The sequence below is a fragment of the Erythrobacter ramosus genome, assembly GCF_009828055.1.
In the GTDB taxonomy this organism is placed as follows: domain Bacteria; phylum Pseudomonadota; class Alphaproteobacteria; order Sphingomonadales; family Sphingomonadaceae; genus Erythrobacter; species Erythrobacter ramosus.
This window is the reverse complement of the sequence record NZ_WTYB01000003.1, coordinates 172,939-192,190: the sequence shown is the minus strand read 5'-3', so window position 1 is coordinate 192,190 and position 19,252 is coordinate 172,939. Positions and strand designations below refer to the sequence as shown.

The 19,252-nt window shown below is 65.0% G+C and carries 20 protein-coding genes; 7 read left to right on the top strand and 13 right to left on the bottom strand.

What is annotated here, in order from left to right:
• Positions 1-93: 93 nt before the first annotated feature.
• Positions 94-1,356, bottom strand: coding sequence for a threonine ammonia-lyase (locus GRI59_RS13620; RefSeq protein ID WP_160761792.1), 1,263 nt, complete (start codon positions 1,354-1,356; stop codon positions 94-96).
• A 154-nt stretch (positions 1,357-1,510) separates the two neighbouring features.
• On the opposite strand from GRI59_RS13620, the gene GRI59_RS13615 reads away from it, so the two are divergent.
• Entirely contained in the window at positions 1,511-3,166 is a 1,656-nt protein-coding gene (locus tag GRI59_RS13615) for an amidohydrolase (protein ID WP_160761791.1), read from the top strand.
• A 147-nt stretch (positions 3,167-3,313) separates the two neighbouring features.
• Here GRI59_RS13615 and tatC read toward each other — a convergent pair whose 3' ends face one another.
• From tatC to GRI59_RS13570, 9 genes are all read right to left on the bottom strand, one after another.
• Positions 3,314-4,120, bottom strand: a complete 807-nt coding sequence (gene tatC, locus GRI59_RS13610; RefSeq protein WP_160761790.1) for a twin-arginine translocase subunit TatC — start codon at positions 4,118-4,120, stop codon at positions 3,314-3,316.
• The gene (gene tatB / locus GRI59_RS13605) at positions 4,113-4,559 is read right to left on the bottom strand and encodes a Sec-independent protein translocase protein TatB (protein WP_160761789.1); all 447 of its coding nucleotides are present in this window, start codon (positions 4,557-4,559) and stop codon (positions 4,113-4,115) included. Before tatB ends, tatC begins: the two co-directional genes overlap by 8 nt.
• Before the next feature lie 38 nt (positions 4,560-4,597).
• Positions 4,598-4,846 carry a twin-arginine translocase TatA/TatE family subunit gene (locus tag GRI59_RS13600; protein ID WP_160761788.1) on the bottom strand — a complete coding sequence of 83 codons (249 nt, stop codon included), beginning with the start codon at positions 4,844-4,846 and terminating at the stop codon, positions 4,598-4,600.
• Positions 4,847-4,953: 107 nt separating this feature from the next.
• Positions 4,954-5,577 carry an SMC-Scp complex subunit ScpB gene (gene scpB, locus GRI59_RS13595; protein WP_160761787.1) on the bottom strand — a complete coding sequence of 208 codons (624 nt, stop codon included), beginning with the start codon at positions 5,575-5,577 and terminating at the stop codon, positions 4,954-4,956.
• Positions 5,574-6,362, bottom strand: coding sequence for a segregation and condensation protein A (locus tag GRI59_RS13590; RefSeq protein WP_160761786.1), 789 nt, complete (start codon positions 6,360-6,362; stop codon positions 5,574-5,576). Before GRI59_RS13590 ends, scpB begins: the two co-directional genes overlap by 4 nt.
• On the bottom strand, positions 6,359-7,381 hold the full coding sequence (gene nagZ / locus GRI59_RS13585) for a beta-N-acetylhexosaminidase (RefSeq protein ID WP_160761785.1): 1,023 nt from the start codon (positions 7,379-7,381) through the stop codon (positions 6,359-6,361). The genes GRI59_RS13590 and nagZ overlap by 4 nt, the downstream gene beginning before the upstream one ends.
• Positions 7,382-7,525: 144 nt before the next feature.
• A complete protein-coding gene (locus GRI59_RS13580; protein WP_160761784.1) occupies positions 7,526-8,206 on the bottom strand; it encodes an SPOR domain-containing protein in 681 nt (226 codons plus the stop codon).
• 42 nt (positions 8,207-8,248) lie between these two features.
• Complete coding sequence (gene argS, locus GRI59_RS13575; RefSeq protein WP_160761783.1) at positions 8,249-9,997, bottom strand: arginine--tRNA ligase; 1,749 nt, start codon at positions 9,995-9,997, stop codon at positions 8,249-8,251.
• 202 nt (positions 9,998-10,199) lie between these two features.
• On the bottom strand, positions 10,200-10,850 hold the full coding sequence (locus tag GRI59_RS13570; protein WP_160761782.1) for a hypothetical protein: 651 nt from the start codon (positions 10,848-10,850) through the stop codon (positions 10,200-10,202).
• 71 nt (positions 10,851-10,921) lie between these two features.
• Here GRI59_RS13570 and ispH point away from each other — a divergent pair, with 71 nt between their 5' ends.
• Genes ispH through rnhA form a run of 3 tightly spaced genes read left to right on the top strand, consistent with a single transcriptional unit; the run spans position 10,922 to position 13,367 of the window.
• Positions 10,922-11,911 carry a 4-hydroxy-3-methylbut-2-enyl diphosphate reductase gene (gene ispH, locus GRI59_RS13565; protein ID WP_160761781.1) on the top strand — a complete coding sequence of 330 codons (990 nt, stop codon included), beginning with the start codon at positions 10,922-10,924 and terminating at the stop codon, positions 11,909-11,911.
• A 15-nt stretch (positions 11,912-11,926) separates the two neighbouring features.
• The gene (locus GRI59_RS13560) at positions 11,927-12,895 is read left to right on the top strand and encodes a homoserine kinase (RefSeq protein WP_160761780.1); all 969 of its coding nucleotides are present in this window, start codon (positions 11,927-11,929) and stop codon (positions 12,893-12,895) included.
• 28 nt (positions 12,896-12,923) lie between these two features.
• Entirely contained in the window at positions 12,924-13,367 is a 444-nt protein-coding gene (gene rnhA / locus GRI59_RS13555; protein ID WP_160761779.1) for a ribonuclease HI, read from the top strand.
• Between the two features lie 85 nt (positions 13,368-13,452).
• Here rnhA and GRI59_RS13550 read toward each other — a convergent pair whose 3' ends face one another.
• From GRI59_RS13550 to GRI59_RS13540, 3 genes are all read right to left on the bottom strand, one after another.
• Positions 13,453-13,629 (bottom strand): YegP family protein, encoded by a 177-nt coding sequence (locus GRI59_RS13550; protein WP_101791703.1) that lies wholly within the window; start codon positions 13,627-13,629, stop codon positions 13,453-13,455.
• 61 nt (positions 13,630-13,690) lie between these two features.
• Positions 13,691-14,806 carry an NAD(P)/FAD-dependent oxidoreductase gene (locus GRI59_RS13545; RefSeq protein ID WP_160761778.1) on the bottom strand — a complete coding sequence of 372 codons (1,116 nt, stop codon included), beginning with the start codon at positions 14,804-14,806 and terminating at the stop codon, positions 13,691-13,693.
• The gene (locus GRI59_RS13540; RefSeq protein ID WP_160761777.1) at positions 14,803-15,741 is read right to left on the bottom strand and encodes an alpha/beta hydrolase; all 939 of its coding nucleotides are present in this window, start codon (positions 15,739-15,741) and stop codon (positions 14,803-14,805) included. The genes GRI59_RS13545 and GRI59_RS13540 overlap by 4 nt, the downstream gene beginning before the upstream one ends.
• A 134-nt stretch (positions 15,742-15,875) precedes the next feature.
• On the opposite strand from GRI59_RS13540, the gene GRI59_RS13535 reads away from it, so the two are divergent.
• From GRI59_RS13535 to GRI59_RS13525, 3 genes are all read left to right on the top strand, one after another.
• Entirely contained in the window at positions 15,876-16,361 is a 486-nt protein-coding gene (locus GRI59_RS13535) for an A24 family peptidase (protein ID WP_160761776.1), read from the top strand.
• Positions 16,362-16,451: 90 nt separating this feature from the next.
• A complete protein-coding gene (cpaB, locus tag GRI59_RS13530) occupies positions 16,452-17,573 on the top strand; it encodes a Flp pilus assembly protein CpaB (RefSeq protein ID WP_160761775.1) in 1,122 nt (373 codons plus the stop codon).
• A gap of 86 nt (positions 17,574-17,659) precedes the next feature.
• Positions 17,660-19,246 carry a type II and III secretion system protein family protein gene (locus tag GRI59_RS13525; RefSeq protein WP_160761774.1) on the top strand — a complete coding sequence of 529 codons (1,587 nt, stop codon included), beginning with the start codon at positions 17,660-17,662 and terminating at the stop codon, positions 19,244-19,246.
• The last annotated feature ends 6 nt before the right edge of the window (positions 19,247-19,252 follow it).

The following is a 19,252-nucleotide window of genomic DNA, read 5'->3' as shown; positions in this document are numbered from 1 at the left end:
GCAGGCACACCCGAAACCCGCCGCAAAAGCGCGTCCATGTTGGTGCAAAGCGGGACGATCGCGAGGCCCGCCCCTCCCTTTTGGCCCGGATTTCTAGCCCAGTTCGACGAGCTGGACCGTGTAGCCCTTGGCGCGCAGGCCTTCGACCAGCCGTTCGACCTGCTCGGCATCGCGCGCTTCGCATTCGATATCGGTGATCAAGCCCTTGGCCGGCAGCGTCGTGAAGATGCGCTGGTGATAGATTTCGATGATGTTGACGTTGTGCTCGTCAAACAGGCGCATCACCTTGAACAGCGCGCCGGGGCGATCCTGCAAAGTGATCCGCAGCCGTGCCAGACGCCCTTGCCGCGCCAGATCGCGGAGCAAAACATTGGCGAGCAGGCGCGTGTCGATATTGCCGCCGCAGAGTGCCAGACCGATGCTCTTGCCCTTGAACCGCTTCGGGCTGCCGAGAACCGCCGCGAGGCCCGCGGCGCCCGCGCCTTCGACCACGGTCTTTTCGATTTGGAGCAGCAGCGCCACAGCCTTTTCCAGCGCGGGTTCATCGACCAGCAGAATGTCGTCGACCTTTTCGGCGATCACTTTCGCCGTGAAATCGCCCGGCACCTTGACCGCGATACCTTCGGCCAGCGTATCCCCGCCGCACGGCAAGTTCGCGCCCTTGATCCGGTCGAACATGCTGGGGAACAGCGCCGCCTGCACGCCAACGACCTCAATATTGGGGTTCAATGCCTTGGCGACCGTTGCCATCCCCGAAATCAGCCCGCCCCCGCCGATTGGCGTGACGATGCAATCGAGATCGGGCTTCACTGCCAGCATTTCGAGCGCGACCGTGCCAGCACCGGCGGCCACGTCGGGATCGTCGAATGGGTGGACGAAGGTCAGGCCCAGCTCGACCTCCAGATTGCGCGCATGGGCATAGGCTTCGTCGAAGGTCTCGCCTTCGAGCAGCACTTTGCCGCCGACGCTTTCGGTCTGCATCACCTTCACCGTCGGTGTGGGCTTCGGCATGACGATGGTGACGGGCACGCCGAGCCGGGTGCCATGATAGCTGAGGCCCTGCGAGTGGTTCCCTGCCGACGCCGCAATCACGCCGCGCGACCGCTGTTCTTCGGTCAGCAGCAGCAGCGCGTTGAGCGCCCCGCGTTCCTTGTAAGCGGCGGTGAACTGGAGGTTTTCGAACTTCAGCCAGATATCCGCGCCGGTAATCTCCGACAGCGTGATCGAGCGCATCATCGGCGTTTCGACCACCGCGCCGCGAATGCGGGCCGCAGCGGCGCGCACGTGATCGAGGGTCAGGTCGGCCGGCGAAGCGGCGGCACCCTTGGGGCTGGCAGAGGCTGTTTGTGTCGACATAGCGACCGGGCGATTAGAGGCTTGGAGCCGTAAGGGCAATCGGGCCTGCGCCGATTTCGTATGCGCCCCATCTTGGCAAGCCCCGTTGGCAAGCGCGCGGCAAAGCGATAGGCACCGCTGCCTTACGTGTTTTCCTGAAAGTTCAAGGACCGCCATGCTCCGCACCGTTTCCGCCGCTCTTGCCGCCGTATCCGCTCTCGCGCTGGCCGCGCCCGCCTGGGCCGATACGCTGGTCGACAATGTCGATGGGGTGACCATCGACGCAGCGGGCAAGGTCAAGCGCTTCAACGGCCTGGTGTTCGACGAGGATGGCAAGATCACGCAGGTGCTGACCCGCAGCGACAAGCGCCCGCAGGTCGATTACCGCCTTGATGGCGAGGGGCGTGTGATGATCCCCGGCATGATCGACGCCCACGTCCACGTGATGGACATCGGCTTTGCCGCGCTGACGCTCGATCTGTCGAACACAACCTCGCTCGAAGACGCACTCGCCAAGATCAAGGCCTTTGCCGAAGCCAATCCTGGCCGCCCTTGGATCATCGGGCGCGGGTGGAATCAGGAGAAGTGGGGTTTGGGCCGCTTCCCCACGGCGGCGGAACTCGACGCTGTGGTTTCAGACCGCCCGGTGTGGCTCGAACGCGCGGATAATCACGCCAACTGGGGCAACACTCTCGCCATCACCACGGCGGGTGTGACCGCCAAGACGCCGGACCCGGAAGGCGGCAAAATCATCCGCGATGCCAAGGGCGCACCGGCAGGCGTGTTTGTGGACTATGCGGTGCAGCTGGTCGGCAAGGTCGTCCCCCCGCCCCGCCCCGAAGACCGCGATCTTGCCTTTGCCAAGGCGCAGGAAGTGCTGCTCGGCTACGGGGTCACGGCAGTCGCCGACATGGGCACCAAGATGCCCGACTGGACGACCTATCGCCGCGCGGGCGATGCAGGCCGCTTGCAAATCCGCATCATGTCCTATGCCAATTCGTTCGAGACGCTGGAGACCGTTGCCGGGCCGGAGCCGACCGTGTGGCTTTATGACGACAAGCTGCGCATGGGCGGGATCAAGCTCTATCTCGACGGCGCGCTGGGATCGCGCGGGGCGAGCCTGAAGGCGCCCTATCACGACGATCCGGGCGCCAAGGGCCTGCCACTGCTGACGCCTGCACAGCTGCGCAACCTGATGAGCCGCGCGGCAATGGACAATTTCCAGACCGCCGTTCACGCGATCGGCGATGCCGCCAACGCCGAGGTGCTCGCCGCGGTCGAGGAGCTGTCGGAAAGCTACACCGGAGACCGGCGCTGGCGGATTGAACACGCGCAGATCATCGACCCAGTCGATCTTGGGCGACTGGGCAAGCATGGGGTGATCGCCTCGATGCAGCCGCTGCACCAGACTTCGGACCGGCTGATGGCCGAAGCGCGGCTGGGGCCGGACCGGCTGGATGGTGCCTATCCGTGGCGCTCCGTGGTCACAGTTGGCGGCAGGCTCGCCTTCGGGTCGGACGCGCCGGTTGAGCCGGCTGATCCCTTCGCAGGGATGGCCGCCGCGATCAGCCGCGTGGATGCCAGTGGTCAGCCCTTTGGCGGGTGGTTCCCCGAGGAAACCGTGAACCGCGAACAGGCATTGGCCGGGTACACCTCGGACGCCGCCTTTGCCGGGTTTGCGGAAGGCCGGTTCGGGCGCCTCCTCCCCGGAGAGCGGGCGGACTTCCTGCTGGTCGACCGCGACCCGCTATTCGCCTCGCCCGAGGCCTTGCGCGAAACCAAAGTGCTTCAAGTGTGGATCGGCGGCGTGAAAGTGCGCGAGGCGGAGTAACTGTATCTTTGCCGCGCTGACGCGCGATGCAGACCTCCCGCCCCGCCTCCCCGCCCGGCCACCAATAGTACCACTATGTTATGGTGGCCGGGCGGGGAGGCGGGGCGGGCGGTCTGCGCCACCGAGGGTGGCTCACAAACAAGGACGCTACTCCGCCGCTTGCTGCGCTGCCAGTTCCGCCTCACGCGCGGCCTTGTCCGCTGCGACGGCTTTCTCCTGGAAGCGCATCAGCAGCAGCGAGGCTTCGAACAGCAGCCATAGCGGAATCGCCAGGATGATCTGCGAGCCCGGATCGGGCGGCGTCACCACTGCGGCGATGATGAAGATACCGACGATCACATAACGCCGCGCGGCCACCATCTGCGCGCGGGTGATGATCCCGGCGCGGTGGAGCAGCAACAGCAGCACTGGCAGCAGGAAGGTCAGCCCGAAGGCGAGGATGAACTGCATCACGAGGTTGAGATAGTCGCCCGCGCTGGGCAACGCCTGCACGTCTAGCCCGCCAGCCGTCCCCCCGAACCCGAGGAAGAAGGTGAAGGCGGTCGGCATCACCACGAAATAGGCGAGCGAAGCGCCCGCTGCGAACAGCACCGGGGTGGCAAACAGAAACGGCAGAAACGCCTTCTTCTCGCGCGCATACAGGCCCGGCGCAACGAAGGCCCAGAGCTGGTTGGCGATGATCGGGAAGCTGACCATGAAGCCCGCGAACAGCGCGACCTTCAGCTCGACAAAGAACACTTCGGGCAGCTTGGTGAAGATCAACTGACCCTCACCCGCCGGAAAGGCCTGCTTCAGCGGCCAGACCAGAATGCCGAGAATCTCGTCCGCGAAATAGAGGCAGATCGCAAACCCTACCGCCAGCGCCAGAAGCGCGCGGATCACGCGGGTGCGCAGCTCGATCAGGTGGTCGAGCAGCGGCGCGCGGGTTTCGTCGAGATCCTCGACCTTAAACATCGGCGCTGCCCTTCGCGGCGGGTTCGGTCGTGGGCATCTGCGCCAGCGGCTGCGCGGCAGTTTCGGGGGCCGGTTCAGCGGCGGGCATATCGGCCGGTGCTGTCTCGGCTGGCGCCTTTTCGAGCGACGGCGCTTTGACCGGCAGCGTCTCCACCGGCGGCGGGCCGGTCATCACCGGTGCGCCAGCTTCGGCTTCGGTCAACGCGGCGGAACGGCGCATGATTTCCTCATTCTGCGCCTTCCACTTCTTTTCCATGTCCTCCAGCTCGGCCTCGCGCACCATGGTGTCGATGCCGGAGCGGAAATGGGCGGAGATCCGGCGCATCTTGCCGATCCAGCGCCCCGCCGTGCGCATGGCAAGCGGCAGGTCTTTCGGCCCGATCACCACGACCGCGACGATCAGAATGACCAGCAGCTCTCCAACGCCGATATCGAACATGTCAGATGCGGCTGCGCCGCCTCCTCAGAAGGGAGAAATCAGGCGCCAGTGGTGTCGGTCTTGTCAGCCGGGGCGGGAGCCGGGGCTTCGGTCGGGGCAGGCGCTGCGGCAGGCGGTTCGATCCGGACCGCCTTGGCGGCGGTGTCCTCGGTCTCGTTGAGGCCCTTCTTGAAGCTGGAAATGCCCTTGCCGAAATCGCCCATCATTTCGGCGATGCGGCCACGTCCGAACAGGATCAGCACGATCAGCAGGACAATGACCCAGTGCCAAATCGACGAAAAACCCATGGTCTCAACTCCTGAACTGCGGCGGGGGTGCGTGGGTGCCGCATGGCCGGATAGCTGTCCGGCGTTCGCTAGAGGCCCATTTAGGGCAAGCCTTCGGCAATTGCGAGTCAGTCCGCCAGATTCTCGTCGTCTGCCGCATCGCTTTCGTCGGCATCGTCAGGATCGAAGCGCATGGCGGCCTCCATTGCTTCGTCGACCGGATCGAGCAGCCCGGCCGCGCGCAATTCGTCGATCCCCGGCAGATCGCGGCGGCTGGCGAGGCCGAAATGGTCGAGAAAGTCGGGCGTGGTCGCGTAAATCACCGGACGGCCCGGCACTTCGCGGCGACCGGCGAGCTTGATCCACCCCGCCTCCATCAAAACATCAAGCGTGCCAGCGCTGGTCTGTACCCCGCGGATCGATTCGATTTCCGCGCGGCTGACAGGCTCGTGATAGGCGATGATCGCCAGCACCTCGGTCGCCGCGCGGCTGAGGCGGCGCACCTGTTCCTTCTCACGCCGGAGCAGGTGGGCAAGATCGGGCGCGGTTTCAAAATGCCAGCGCTTGCCGCGCTCAACCAGATGCACGCCGCGCAGGCGGTAGCGCGCTTCGAGCGTTGCCAGCGCGTCCTGCACATCGCCGGACGCAATGCCGCCAAGATGGGCGGCGAGCGCATCAACGCTCAACGGTTCCTCCGAAGCGAACAGCGTGGCCTCCACGGCGCGTTCGAGGGTGCCGGGCTCGTCGCTCATGCGGCGGCTGCGCCTTCTTTCAGGCGGCGGATGCGCAAGGGAGTAAATGCGCCCTCCTGCTCGATCTCGGCCCGCCCCCGCTTGGCGAGTTCCAGCGCGGCAACGAAGCTGGAGGCAAGCGCCGAACGCTTCAGTTCCGGCGAAGCGTGAGGTGGCAGGAAGTCGCGGATTTCCATCCATTCCAGCGTCACGCCCAGCATCGCCGAAACGCGCTCCAAGGCGCTGTCGAGCGTCATCACCGGGCGATTGGCGACGTGATAGATGCGCGGTGCAGTGCGGGCCTTCACCTGCCCATAGGCCTGGATCAGCGAGAAGATATCGCTGCGCCACACGGTCTTGCGATCAGTGCGCAGGCCCTCGGGGGCGCCGCGCAAAAACACATCGCGCCCGATCCGGTCCCGCCCCATCAACCGCGCCGCCGCCTCACGCATCGCGCCGAGCCGTTGCAGCCGCCGTTGCAGGCGCAGGGCGAGTTCTTCAGGCGATGGATCTTCCTGCTCGGCCTTGGGCAGCAGCATCGCGGATTTGAGGTAGGCGAGCCATGCCGCCATCACGAGGTAATCGGCAGCCAGCTCCAACTTCATCGCGCCCGCGCGCTCGATATAGGTCAGGTATTGATCGACCAGCGCGAGGATTGAAATCTGGAGCAGGTCGACCTTCTGCCGCCGTGCGAGATCAAGAAGCAGATCGAGCGGGCCTTCCCAGCCATCCAGCTCCAGATAGAGCGCGTCGGCATCGGGCCTGCCAGCGTCGGGCGGGAACATGAAGGGTTCGTCAGCGCTCATGCCGGAGTTCCGGTGAGCGCCAGCAGCGTATCGCGTTTGGCCAGCAAATCAGCAGCTTCAGGCGCGATGCTCGAAGCAATGTGAGTGCCTGCCAGGGCTCGGTCGAGCCGCGCGGCGGTGGCCTCGGACATGGCGGGAAGCACCTCGCAGATGCCCTGCATATCGTCCATTTTCGCCCAACAATTGAGGATGATATCGCACCCCGCCGCGTGGGCGCGGGAAGCGCGCTGCGGAATGCTGCCACCCAATGCTTCCATGTCGATATCGTCGGTCAGCAGCAGTCCGTCGAACCCGATCGATCCCCGGATCACGTCGCGGATCACCGTTTCGGAGAGGGTTGCCGGATTCTCTGCGTCCCAAGCCGTGAAGACGAGATGTCCGGTCATGCCGATAAGCGCATGATTCAGCGTGCGAAACGGGATGAGGTCATCTTCCAGTTCCTCCACCGACGCCGTCACGGTCGGGAGCGCCTTGTGGGTGTCGACATCGGTGCGGCCGTGGCCGGGCATATGCTTGATGCACCCGGTTACGCCGCCTGCCGCGAGCCCTTCAAGCACCGCCCTGCCCAGCGCTGCCACCTGCATCGGATCTGCGCCAAACGCCCGGTCACCGATCACATCGTGGGCGCCGGGCACCCGCAGGTCGAGCGGGGGGTGGTAGTCGACCGTGATGCCCATCGCCGACAGTTCGAGGCCCATGGCAGTGGCATTGGCGCGGGCTGCTTCGATCGCGCTGGCAGGCGCAATTTCGTACAATTTCTCAAAGGCTTGTCCCGCAGGATAGCCCGCCCACAGCGGCGGCCTGAGGCGCGCGACGCGGCCACCTTCCTGATCGATTGAGACCAGCAGGCGGTCTCTCCCGTGAATGCTGCGCAGTTCGTCCGTGAGCGCGCGCAACTGCTCAGGATCAACGCAATTGCGCCCGAACAGGATGTAGCCCGCCGGGTCCGCATCGCGGAAGAAAGCGCGTTCGTCCGCTGTCAGATGCGGGCCGCTGAGGCCGAAGATTGCCGGAATCATAAGGCGTGCAAAATCGCAGGCTAGCGAGGGTCTAGCAAGGGCAAGAGGGGGTCAATAACGGGGAAAAGCCGCGCAACACACCCGCAATGCCTGAGCAATGGCCGTGCAATGAACCCGCAACCGCGCCGCCACCAGCGCGGGCGTTCATTTGACCTGGCAATCGACCCCGTCAGCTTTCAGCGCCGCGCACAGCCGGTCCGCTTCGGCGCGGCTGCCGGCCACGGCCTGCAAGCGGTAGACCGTGCCGATATCGACCTTGCCTTCGACGATCCGGTATTTCACGCCGGTCAGCGCATCGGTGCGGCGAGTGACGTCGCTCCAACCCTGTTCGGCACGGGCGCGGGTGCCGTAGGCGGCGAGCTGCACGCCGACACCGGGGATATCACCTGCTGCCGGAACCGCCATGGGAACGGTCGAGACGCTCGGCTTGGGCACCGCGCTCGGTGTCGGAGCGGGGCCATCGGCCACCACCGCCGGACGCGAGCCGCCTTCGCCCACCACGGGGGCGACATTGCCTGTGCCTGCAAATTCCTTGCCGCCCGGATCATCGGGGCGCTGCTTGACCGGGCCTTCGGGCGCGGGGATCACGCTGCCATCGGCCACCACATCGCCGCCCGCGGCCCGGTTCGAGATGAACCACACCCCGCCGACCACCGCGCCGAGCAGCAGCACCAGCGCGGCGCCGAACAGCATGATCTGCCCCGGATCGAGCCCGCCGGCCTCTGTCTCGTCCTCATCGGATTCGAGCCACGGCAAGCTGTCCGTGTTGGCAAGGTCCAGCTCGCCGCCCTCGTCGTTCAGTTCTTCGTACTCAGCCTCGATCATGGCGATCTTTCGCTTCCCCCCCGAAGAGCCAAAAACTCCCGGTCACATACTCTCGACAGCCTCGACGCCTAACACGGCGAGCCCGCCCTTGATCACTTGCCCGATTGCGCTGCCAAGGAAAAGCCTTGCCGCGGTAAGCTCTGGATCCTGTTCCACGATGAAGCGCTTTTCCGGCCGGTCGTTACCCAGGTTCCAGTAGGAATGGAGATCAGCTGCCAGATCATAGAGATAGAAGGCAATCCGGTGCGGTTCACGGGCGCGGGCAGCGGCCTCGATCTCGCGTGGGAACTGCGCAGCACGGGCGATCAGCGCCATTTCCTCAGCGCCGAGCCGCGCGATATCTGCGTCAGACGGTGATAGCCCGGCGTCAGCTGCCTTGCGTAACGTCGAACGGATCCGGGCATGGGCATATTGCACATAGAACACCGGATTGTCCTTCGAGGCTTCGACCACCTTGTCGAAGTCGAAATCCATCTGCGCATCGGGCTTGCGGGTGAGCATGGTGAAACGCACCACGTCTTTGCCGACCATCTCGACCACATCGGCGAGGGTGACGAAATTGCCCGAGCGCTTCGACATCTTGAACGGCTGGCCGCCCTTGAGCAGCTGCACCATCTGGACGAGCTTGACCTCGAACGGCTTGGGCGGCGCGCCGTCAGCGCTGGTCAGCGCGGCGACGGCGGCCTTGATCCGCTTGACCGTACCGGCATGATCCGCGCCCCAAATGTCGACGAGGGCATCGGCGGTCTGCGCCTTCTGGAAGTGGTAAGCGAGATCAGCGCCAAAATAGGTCCACGCGCCGTTCGACTTCTTGATCGGGCGATCCTGATCGTCGCCGAACTTGGTCGAGCGGAACAGCGGGAGTTGCACCGGCTCCCAGTCTTCCGGCGGGGCCTTGCCCTTGGGGGCTTCGAGCACACCGTCATAGACGAGGTCATGTGCGCGCAGCCACGCTTCGGAGGCATCGACCTTGCCTGAGGCCTGCAATTCGGCCTCGGAGGAGAACAGGTCGTGCTTGATGCCGAGCGTCGCCAAATCTTCGCGGATCATGTCCATCATCGCCGCGACCGCGCGGGTGCGGAACAGGATTAGCCATTCGCCTTCAGGCGCGGCGGCATATTGATCGCCGAACTCGGCTGCGAGTTGCTGGCCGACCGGAACGAGGTAGTCGCCCGGATAGAGCCCCTCGGGGATGGTGATCGTCTGACCGAGCGCCTCACAATACCGCATATGCACCGAGCGGGCGAGCACATCGACCTGCGCGCCAGCATCATTGACGTAGTATTCGCGGATCACTTCATGCCCGGCGAATTCGAGCAGCGACCCCAGCGCATCACCCACCACCGCGCCGCGGCAATGGCCCATGTGCATCGGGCCGGTCGGGTTGGCCGAGACGTATTCGACATTGACCTTGCGGCCCTCGCCCATCGTCGAGCGGCCGTAATCATCGCCGAGTTGCACGATCGCCTGCAATTCATCGAGCCACGCTTGCGGCGCGAGCCTGAGGTTTATGAAGCCTGGCCCGGCGATGTCGGCGCTGGTGATGGTGGGATGCGCGGTGAGCTTGGCCGTGATCGCCTCGGCCAGCGCACGCGGGTTCATGCCCGCTCCCTTGGCCAGCACCATCGCGGCGTTGGTCGCCAGATCGCCATGCGACACATCGCGCGGCGGTTCGAGCGTAACGTTGGCGAAGGAGGTACCCGCAGGCAGCACGCCATCGGCGACCAGATCGGTCAGCACGGTTTCGATCAGCGCCGCATAGGCTGCATAAAGGGTCTTGGGTTGGGTCATGGTTGTCTCGTGCGATGTGCGCGGAATATCGCGCGTGCAAAGAAGGAAGCGGGGTCCCGGGTCAAGCCCGGGAAGACGATAGAATGAAATCCCCGGTCGACGCCACAGGCGTCGCAAGCGCGACCGCGCGCCCGCAGGTGCCCGTAGCGCAGCGAAGGATCAGCACCGAGGACGAAGGCGCGGAGGCGCCTTCGCAACAAAATCAGCGCGTCACGTTATACGCCAGCTGCGCCTCGGTCAGCTGGAAGCCGACCAGCATTTCAAAGCGCGTGCGGGCGATGGCGGCCTTCACTTCTGGGTCAGCCAACGGATCAAGCGCCGCTTCGGTGTCGCCGGCGCGGCGTCGTCGGGTGATCTTTTCGCGGATATCCTCGGGCAGCGCGGCATCGGCGCGGTTGATGTAGCTACCGGCCTTGCCGCTCGCGGTGGCGCGGTCCTGCCCATCGGCGAAGGCAAGGGTCACTGTGCCGATCCGCTTGGTCACAACCGCGCTGCCGCCGCGCAGGACGGTGACAAAATAGGGCAGTTCGACGGTGCGCGCGCCGCGGGTATCGCTGCGACGCGCGTTCACAGTGAAGGTCGCCTCGGAATAGACCTGTTCACCGGTGTCGTTGCAGATGGCGCGCAGATTGGTCATCGCCGCGCTCACATCCAGACTGGCCGTGGTCGTATCCGCCGCGTTGCGGAAGGTGGTGACATCGCCCGTGTAGTCGGGAATGCCGACCGACGGGCAAAGGGTCAGCACGCTGGCGATACCGACGCCCTGATCGACCACCAGCTCGCCCTCGTTCGAACAGGCCGCGAGCGCCGCCACGGCGGAAAGGGCAAAAAAGGCGCGTGCGCGAAGCATCATCAAAGCCGTCCTTGAATTTACGATCCCGTGCGCCCTAGCGAGGACGTGATGAAAGCGCTAGAGGGAGCGATATGAACGCGCCCTTTCAAGCATCCGATGCCGCCACCGCAGACACCACTGCCGAGCGCCCGCCCCTCAACCTGCTGATCGCCGCTCCACGCGGGTTCTGCGCCGGGGTCGACCGAGCGATCGAGATCGTCGAGAAGGCGCTCGAACGCTATGGCTCGCCGGTCTTTGTCCGGCACGAAATCGTCCACAACAAGTATGTCGTGGAGCAATTGAAGGCCAAGGGTGCGATCTTCGTCAAGGAACTGGACGAAGTGCCCGACGATGCGCCGGTTGTGTTCAGCGCCCACGGCGTACCCAAGGCGATCCCGGCCGAGGCCAGGCGCCGCAAGCTGCTCTATGTCGATGCCACCTGCCCGCTGGTCAGCAAGATCCACCGTCAGGCTGAACGCCAGATCGAGAAGGGTCGGCACATCATTTTCATCGGCCATGAAGGCCACCCCGAAGTGATCGGCACGATGGGTCAGGTCGAACCGGGGCAAATGACGCTCGTCGAGACGATCGAAGATGTCGACAAGCTGCCGTTCGATGCCGATGAGGAACTGGCCTACCTCACCCAGACCACCCTCTCGGTGGACGACACGCGCGAAGTGATTCAGGCTCTCGAATGGCGTTACCCCAACATCTCGGGGCCGAGGGCGGAGGATATCTGCTACGCCACCTCGAACCGGCAGGCCGCCGTCAAGGAGTTGGCACAGGATTGCGAGCTGGTGCTGGTGATCGGTTCGCCCAATTCGTCCAACGCACTGCGCTTGGTCGAAGTGGCCGAACGACTGGGCACGCCTGCCAAGCTGATCCAGCGCGCGACCGAGATCGATTTCAGCTGGCTTGAAGGCGTGAAGACGCTGGGCCTCACCGCCGGGGCTTCGGCGCCTGAAATTCTGGTGCGCGAAGTGGTAGATGCGCTGGCGGCCTATCGCCCGATCAGCGAGAAGACCATCACCGCAGCCGAAGAGAAGATGGTGTTCAAGCTGCCGCGCCAGCTGACCGAATAGGCTTCGGGGGCACACTTGGCGGTCTATACCCATCTCGGGGCGGAGGATCTCGCCCAGCTGATCGCGCAATATGACGTGGGCGAGCTGGTCTCGGCCAAGGGAATTGCCGAGGGCGTGTCCAATTCCAACTGGCTGGTGGAGACGACTGGACGCAATGGTGGCGGCACCCGCTTCATACTGACGCTGTACGAACGGCGGATCGATTATGCCGATCTGCCCTACTTCCTCGATCTGCTCGATCATCTGGCGGGCAAGGCCTGCCCGGTGCCGCGCACCATGCATGACCGTGACGGTGCGTCGTTCCGCATGGTCGAGGGTAAGGCTGCCGCGCTGATCGAATTTCTGCCCGGCGTCTCCCCCACACGACCCACGCCTGCGCAGGCGCGCGCCGTGGGCGAGGTGCTGGCGCGGCTGCATCTGGCGGCTGAGGATTTCCCCCGCTCCCGCGCCAATGCGATGGACTTTGCCGCAACCGCCGCGATTCTGGAGGCTTGCGGGACGGAGCGGCTGGCGACCATCAACCCTGCCCTGCCCGCGATGCTCGATCACGCCCGCACCGCCGCCGCGCTCGACTTGACTGCCCTGCCGCAGTCGCAGACCCATACTGACTTGTTCCCCGACAATGTGCTGATGCTGGGCGACCGGGTGACGGGACTGATCGATTTCTACTTCGCCTGCACCGGGCCAATGGTGCTCGATCTCGCGGTCACCCATGCCGCGTGGTGCTTCGATGCGGCCAACGCCTACCGCCCCGATTGCGGCGCGGCGCTGGTGCAAGGCTATCAGAGCGTCCGCCCGCTCGAAGCGGCCGAACGCGCGCTGTTTGCTGACGTCGCCAAGGGGGCGTGCCTCAGGTTCGTCGCCAGCCGCGCCGAAGACTGGCTCGACACCCCGGACGACGCGCTCGTGACCCGCAAGGACCCGATGCAATTCGCGCGCCGCTGGCAGTTCTACGACCAAGCGGGCGACGGCCTGCTTGCGTGATCGCCCTTAGCCGCCATAGGGGACTGGCATGAAACATGTCGAAATCTTCACCGACGGCGCCTGCAAGGGCAATCCCGGCCCCGGCGGCTGGGGCGTTCTGCTGCGGATGGGCGCGCACGAAAAGGAACTCTCTGGCGGAGAGGCGGACACAACCAACAACCGCATGGAACTGATGGCGGCGATCAAAGGGCTGAATGCGCTGATCGAGCCGTGCCGGGTCGATCTCTATTCCGACAGCAAATATGTGCTCGACGGGATGAACAAGTGGATCCACGGCTGGCAGCGCAATGGCTGGGTCAATGCCAGCAAGAAACCGGTGCGCAATGCCGATCTGTGGCACGATCTGATCGAAGCCGCCCGCCCGCACAAGGTGACCTGGCACTGGGTAAAGGGCCACAACGGCCACCCCGAAAATGACCGAGTCGATGCGCTGGCGAGTGCAGAGGCAGCGCGGGTTGCTGCGGGGGGTTAGAGGGCATCCTTCGACAAGCTCAGGATGAGCGGAGGCTGTTCAATTCCCTCGCTCGTGATGAGCCTGTCGAAGCACGCTGTGCAAATCAGCTGTTGTCTTCAACCTCGGCGCCGGGGCCGTTCTTCTTGATCGAGTCGATCGCGTTCTGCGCGCTCGCCTTGCTCGAATAGCCCTGCGTCGAGAACATCACTTCCGAGTTGTACTTGAACCGCACCCGGAACTCGCCTGCGTTATCCTTGTAGATTTCAAATGTGTGCGCCATCGGCTTTCTCTCCCTTTTGGTTAATCGAGATTAGGGAAATGCCAGAAGGTCGGCGGCTTGGCTAGACGGTTAAGGCCTCGGCCCGCGCTTGCAATCGCGCCGGGGCATACATGGCCGGATCGATTGCCGCGGTCATGGCGTCGGCCCCATGACCCAGCAGCAACTGCGCCCCAAGCCGCGCGGCGGCCGGCGCAGTCTGGATGCCGAAACCGCCTTGGCCTGCGAACCAGAAAAAACCCTCGGCATTGGCGTCGAAGCCGTAGACCGGCAGCCGGTCAGGCGCGAAGCTGCGCAGACCCGCCCAGCGCCGCTCGACCGCTTCGATCCGCCAGTCGGTGACCTGCTGGAAGCGGTCGATGGCGATGGCCACGTCGAGTTCCTCAGGCGCGGCGTCGCAGGGTTCGCTTGGGATTTCGTCATGCGGGCTGAGCCACAGGCGCCCGGCGTCCGGCTTGAAATAGAAGCCGCCATTGATGTCGAGCACCAACGGCAGATCGGGGGGCGCTTGCGGCGCAACGCGCAGGACCGCGACGGTGCGGCGGAAAGGAGCGATACCGATAGCTCGCACGCCAGCGAGACGCGCAATAGTGTCCGCCCATGCCCCGGCAGCATTGACGATCGTGGCGGCGCGCCACGTCTCCCCACGCTCAGAGGTGATCGTCCAAACCCCGCCCTCACGCACAAGGCCTCCGACCTGCGCCCGGCAGGCAATCTCCACGCCCAGCCGCCGACACGTGCCGAGATAATGCTGATGCAGCCCCGCCACGTCGATATCGGCGCAGGCCGGCTGGTGCAGTGCTTCGGTCCAGTACGGGCGGATATGCGGCACCTTGTCCGCCAGTTCGGCGGGGCTGAGCCGCTCAATGGTGACGCCGGTTCCAGCGAAGGTCGCGACATGGTCATCCATCTTCGCCCGGTCTTCCCCGCGCCCGACATAAAGCGCTCCGCGCGAGGTCAGGAAACCGTGCTCGCCAAGATAAGTGCCCGAGGCCAGCGTCAGCGGCACCACGCCAGGACCGCCGTAGCATTCCTCCCAGAACGCGGCCGAGCGCCCCGTGGCGTGATACCCCGGCGCATCCTCCGCTTCGAGCACCAGCACGCTGGCGTGTGGCGCAAGTTCCGCAGCAAGGCTCGCGCCTGCCATGCCTGCCCCGATAATGGCGATATCGTAGATCATGCCGGTGGCGCTGTTCGGTCGAGGAAGTCGGCGATTCTCGCCATAATGGGATCCCGCACCGCGTCTTCTTCGCGCAGCACTTCGTGGTGAGCCTCGGCGCCCAAGGCCATCATCTCGCCCTTGGGCAGCCGCTTGCCAGCCTTGAGATTGGCGGAGTGGCTGACAAGCTTGTCGGACGCGGTGGAGATGATAAGCACCGGCACGTCCACCGCTTCCAGCGCACCGGGAGCGTCCAGCACCCGCCAAGAGGCATAGGCCCGCTCGACCCAGCGCCAGCTCGCTGGTCCCATGACCAGCTGCGGGCGGTGGTCACGCCACCATTGCTCATCGGCGTACCGCACCGGATCATGGGTAAGCAGATGCGAGCGGGCGGCGGGAAGCTCGCCCGGCTTTTCGCTCCATTTCCACGCTTGGCGCAGCGGATCGCCGATCCGGCACATGGTCTGCGCCACCCGGTGGAGCATGGGAAGCGGCAGCGGCGGGCCGTTCATGCCGGTCATCGGCGCGCTCAGCACCACGGCATCCGGCTTGACCCTTCCAGCGGCCAGCGCGCGCAGCACGATATGGCCGCCCATCGAATGGGCAGCGAGCACATGCGGCCCCGGCGTTTCGGTGACCCAGCGCTCCCACAGGTGTGCCAGATCGTCGACCCAGACGCCGAAATCCTCGATATGCCCCGTGACCGCATCTTTGCCGAGCCGTCCCGATGCCGCCTGCCCACGCCAATCCGATGCGGTCACCCGCCACCCGGCGCGGTGCCATTCGTCCAGCGTCTCGAGATATTTTTCGTAGAAATCGGCGCGCCCGGGAAGAAACAGGATCGAGCCGCGCGGCACAGATCCGCCCGGCCAGTCGATCCGGCGCACCACATGACCATCTGCCGCTGCCCACGTGCTTTCCTGCGCGTAGGGCGGAATCGCTCGGCGGTCTGTCATGCCAACGCTCCTGCAAGGTAAGGTCGCAGGCCGTTTGTCGTGGTTACTATTTGGTAAGTCATAGCCTGTAGCAGTGTCCCAATGAAGGACGGCCCCCGCATCTCGCGAGGGCTCGCGCCGGGGGCACGAAGTCGATGAATTCCATTTCCTACGGTCTGCTGATCGCCTTGGCAATTGCGCTGGTCTTTGCCGCGTTCACAGACATGAAGCGCCGCCAGATCGACAATTGGCTGAACGCCGCCATCGCGCTCGGCGCTCCGGTGTTCTGGTGGTCGAGCGGCCTGTCGCTGTGGCCCGATGTCGCGATCCAGCTGGGTGTGGCCCTGGCCGCCTTTGCCGTGTTTGCCGGTATGTTCGCGCTGCGGATGATGGGCGGCGGCGATGTGAAGCTGCTCACGGTGCTGGCGCTGTGGGTCAGCCCGCAAGCCTTCCTGCAATTGTTGCTGGTGATGGCACTGGCAGGCGGCGCGCTGACGATCGTGATGGTCGGCTGGCACACCATCCGCCGCGAACGCGACAAGCTCAAGATTCCCTATGGCGTGGCCATCGCTTTTGGCGGGCTGTGGGTGCTGGCGGTCAATTACCTGCCGGGCGGCGCAATCGCAGCCCAGGCCGCGTGAACCCGATTTTAACCAGTCAAGACTTACGTATCGCAACCATACCCGCCCGCTAACCAAACCTAGGGCATTTACGAGGGGGCTATTTGAGCCATGGATAGGAAGAAACTGGTTCTGCTGCTCGGAGCGCTGATCATCGCGATCGGGACGGCGATTGCTGCACGCAGCATGTTCACCGGAGGCGCTGCCCCCAATGCCGAAGCCGCCGTGCCCACCGGGCCGCGCGTGCTGGTTGCCAAGCGGGCGCTGACTGCGGGCACCATCATCACCGCCGACGCTCTGGGCTTCCAGCCCTGGCCCAAGGAATTGGTGCAGGATGCTTACTTCATCGATGGCGAAGCCGACATGAACAAGCTGCTGGGCACCGTGGTCCGCTATCCGATCACCGCCGGTGAGCCGGTCACGCAGGGCTCGCTCGTTGCGCCGGGCGATCGCGGCTTCCTGGCTGCGGCGCTCGGGCCGGGCATGCGCGCTGTCACCGTTCCGGTGTCGGCGACGACCGGGGTGGCAGGCTTCGTCTTTGCCGGCGACCGGGTTGACCTCGTGCTGACCCAGCAGGTCTCGGGCGATTGCACCGAATGTACCCTCAACACCGCGGAAACCGTGCTGCGCAATCTGCGCGTGCTGGCGACCGACCAGACGGTTGAAAAGACCACCGACGAGAACGGCAAGACCGTGGTGAGCGAATTCCGCACCGTCACGCTCGAAGTAACGCCGAAGATCGCGGAAAAGGTTGCGGTCGCCCAGACCATCGGCACGATCAGCCTGGTACTGCGCTCGCTCGCCGATAGCCCGGCCGAACTTGAGCGCGCTGTCGCCTCTGGCGATGTCCAGCTGCCGGCCAATGCGACACCTGAGCAGGAAGAAAAGATGCTCAAGGCCGCAATGGGTCGTCCGCTCGACAAGGGCACGACCTTTGTCACCGGCGGCGATGTCTCGCGCTTCCAGCGTTCGACCGTGCCGCCCAAGAACCAACCGCAAGGCCAGCAGGCAGCGCCCGCCGCTGCTCCGGCTCCGGCCCGTTCGGGTGGCGCGGATGGCAACGCAGCACCGGTCTATCGCGGCCCCAGCGTCCGCGTGACCCGCGGCAAGGAAACCGAAGAAACCACCGTGAGCGCCAAGGCCAACGGCACCGCGATCCTCTCCAGCCAGTCGAGCGGTGTGCGCCGCGCCGGGCAAAGTCTGCCCGCCGCCGGTGCGACCGTGATCAACTGAGAGGCATCAGGACCATGTTGAAGACCATGACCCATCGCTTGCCTGCTTTCCAGGCAACCCGTGGCAAACCCGAAGGGGGGCAACCCATGACACGCAATTTCAAGATCAAGCTGCTGGTGGCTGCGATTGCCGCAGTGCCGATGGCAGCGATGCCGGCGGCCACTGCCACCGCGCAGCAGGTCGTCAGCCCGGCGCAGGAAATCGTCCTGTCGATCGGCAAGGGCGAACTGGTGACGGTACCGGGCAACATGGCCGACGTGTTTGTCGCCAATGATGCGGTCGCCGATGTCCAGGTGAAGTCGCAGCGTCAGCTCTACGTGTTCGGCAAGGCGGGCGGTGAAACCACCATCTACGCCAGCAACGAGCGCGGCGACGTGATCTTTTCGGCCAACATCCGGGTCGGCTCGAACATCGGCAGCATCGACCAGATGCTTGCGATGGCGATGCCCGACGCCAAGGTCAGCGTGTCGACCATGGGTGCCAACACTGTGCTGCTCACCGGCACAGTGGCCGCCCCGGAAGATGCTGCCGAGGCCGAACGCCTCGTCACTGCTTTCCTCGGTAAAGAGGCCAATGTCATCAGCCGCCTGAAGACCGCGACCCCGTTGCAGGTCAATCTGCACGTCAAGTTTGCGGAAGTCAGCCGCAGCCTCGTCCGCGAGATCGGCGGCAACCTGCAAGTGGCCGATGCGACCAGCGGGTTCCGGTTCGGCGTAGGCACCGGCCGGGCGATCGGCGGAGGGGAATTCAACTATGGCGGTCCGCTCGGTGTCGGCAACGGTGCGGCGCAGACCTCGATCAAGCTACCGGATGGCACCGATCTGATCGGACCGTCGATCGACACGCAGGGCGGCACCTCGCTCGCCGGCCTTGGCAAGCTGTTCGGGCTCAACATGCTCGGCGCGCTCGACTTGTCGGAGCGGCTGGGTCTGGTGACCACCATCACCGAGCCCAACCTCACGGCGCTGTCGGGCGAAACCGCGACCTTCCTTGCGGGGGGTGAATTCCCGATCCCGATCGCACAGGGCCTCGGCCAGGTGACGGTGCAGTTCCGCCAGTTTGGTGTGAGTCTCGCCTACACCCCGACCGTGCTGTCGAGCGGCCGCATCTCGATGCGCGTGCGTCCGGAAGTCTCAGAACTCTCGACCCAGGGTGCGATCACGCTCAACGGCTTCCAGGTTCCGGCCATCACCACCCGCCGGACCGAAACCACGGTCGAACTGGGTTCGGGCCAGAGCTTCATGATCGCGGGCCTGATGAGCGCAAACTCGCAGAACCAGCTCGAAAAGGCGCCGGGTCTGGGCGACGTGCCGATCCTCGGCAACCTGTTCCGCAGCCGCCAGTTCCGCAAGGGCGAGACCGAGCTGGTGATCATCGTCACCCCCTATCTGGTCAATCCGGTCAACGCCTCGGACATCAAGCTGCCGACCGATGGTTTTCGTTCCGCCAACGAGCTTGAGCAGTTCCTCGGTTACCAGAACAACGCGGGTGTCTCGGGCGAACAGCGCCCCGGCCCGGTTGCCGCTGGCCAGGATGCACCGCAGCCCAAGGTGAGCGCAGCCGATCCGGCCGCAATCGTCCCGACGCAGCCGGAAAAGCCGCGCCGCGCCGACAAGAAGAACCGCCGCGAGGAACGCGAAGCCAACTCCGCAACCCCGGGCTTCAGCCTCTAACGTGAG

Excerpts from the sequence above, each read along its gene's own strand:
- GRI59_RS13525 (WP_160761774.1), top strand. The coding sequence starts at position 17,660 with ATGACACGCAATTTCAAGATCAAGCTGCTGGTGGCTGCGATTGCCGCA.
- GRI59_RS13620 (WP_160761792.1), bottom strand. The coding sequence starts at position 1,356 with ATGTCGACACAAACAGCCTCTGCCAGCCCCAAGGGTGCCGCCGCTTCG.
- rnhA (WP_160761779.1), top strand. The coding sequence starts at position 12,924 with ATGAAACATGTCGAAATCTTCACCGACGGCGCCTGCAAGGGCAATCCC.
- GRI59_RS13550 (WP_101791703.1), bottom strand. The coding sequence starts at position 13,629 with ATGGCGCACACATTTGAAATCTACAAGGATAACGCAGGCGAGTTCCGG.
- cpaB (WP_160761775.1), top strand. The coding sequence starts at position 16,452 with ATGGATAGGAAGAAACTGGTTCTGCTGCTCGGAGCGCTGATCATCGCG.
- GRI59_RS13580 (WP_160761784.1), bottom strand. The coding sequence starts at position 8,206 with ATGATCGAGGCTGAGTACGAAGAACTGAACGACGAGGGCGGCGAGCTG.
- nagZ (WP_160761785.1), bottom strand. The coding sequence starts at position 7,381 with ATGATTCCGGCAATCTTCGGCCTCAGCGGCCCGCATCTGACAGCGGAC.
- ispH (WP_160761781.1), top strand. The coding sequence starts at position 10,922 with ATGAACGCGCCCTTTCAAGCATCCGATGCCGCCACCGCAGACACCACT.
- GRI59_RS13590 (WP_160761786.1), bottom strand. The coding sequence starts at position 6,362 with ATGAGCGCTGACGAACCCTTCATGTTCCCGCCCGACGCTGGCAGGCCC.
- GRI59_RS13535 (WP_160761776.1), top strand. The coding sequence starts at position 15,876 with ATGAATTCCATTTCCTACGGTCTGCTGATCGCCTTGGCAATTGCGCTG.
- GRI59_RS13545 (WP_160761778.1), bottom strand. The coding sequence starts at position 14,806 with ATGATCTACGATATCGCCATTATCGGGGCAGGCATGGCAGGCGCGAGC.
- tatB (WP_160761789.1), bottom strand. The coding sequence starts at position 4,559 with ATGTTCGATATCGGCGTTGGAGAGCTGCTGGTCATTCTGATCGTCGCG.
- tatC (WP_160761790.1), bottom strand. The coding sequence starts at position 4,120 with ATGTTTAAGGTCGAGGATCTCGACGAAACCCGCGCGCCGCTGCTCGAC.
- scpB (WP_160761787.1), bottom strand. The coding sequence starts at position 5,577 with ATGAGCGACGAGCCCGGCACCCTCGAACGCGCCGTGGAGGCCACGCTG.
- GRI59_RS13540 (WP_160761777.1), bottom strand. The coding sequence starts at position 15,741 with ATGACAGACCGCCGAGCGATTCCGCCCTACGCGCAGGAAAGCACGTGG.
- GRI59_RS13600 (WP_160761788.1), bottom strand. The coding sequence starts at position 4,846 with ATGGGTTTTTCGTCGATTTGGCACTGGGTCATTGTCCTGCTGATCGTG.
- GRI59_RS13615 (WP_160761791.1), top strand. The coding sequence starts at position 1,511 with ATGCTCCGCACCGTTTCCGCCGCTCTTGCCGCCGTATCCGCTCTCGCG.
- GRI59_RS13570 (WP_160761782.1), bottom strand. The coding sequence starts at position 10,850 with ATGATGCTTCGCGCACGCGCCTTTTTTGCCCTTTCCGCCGTGGCGGCG.
- argS (WP_160761783.1), bottom strand. The coding sequence starts at position 9,997 with ATGACCCAACCCAAGACCCTTTATGCAGCCTATGCGGCGCTGATCGAA.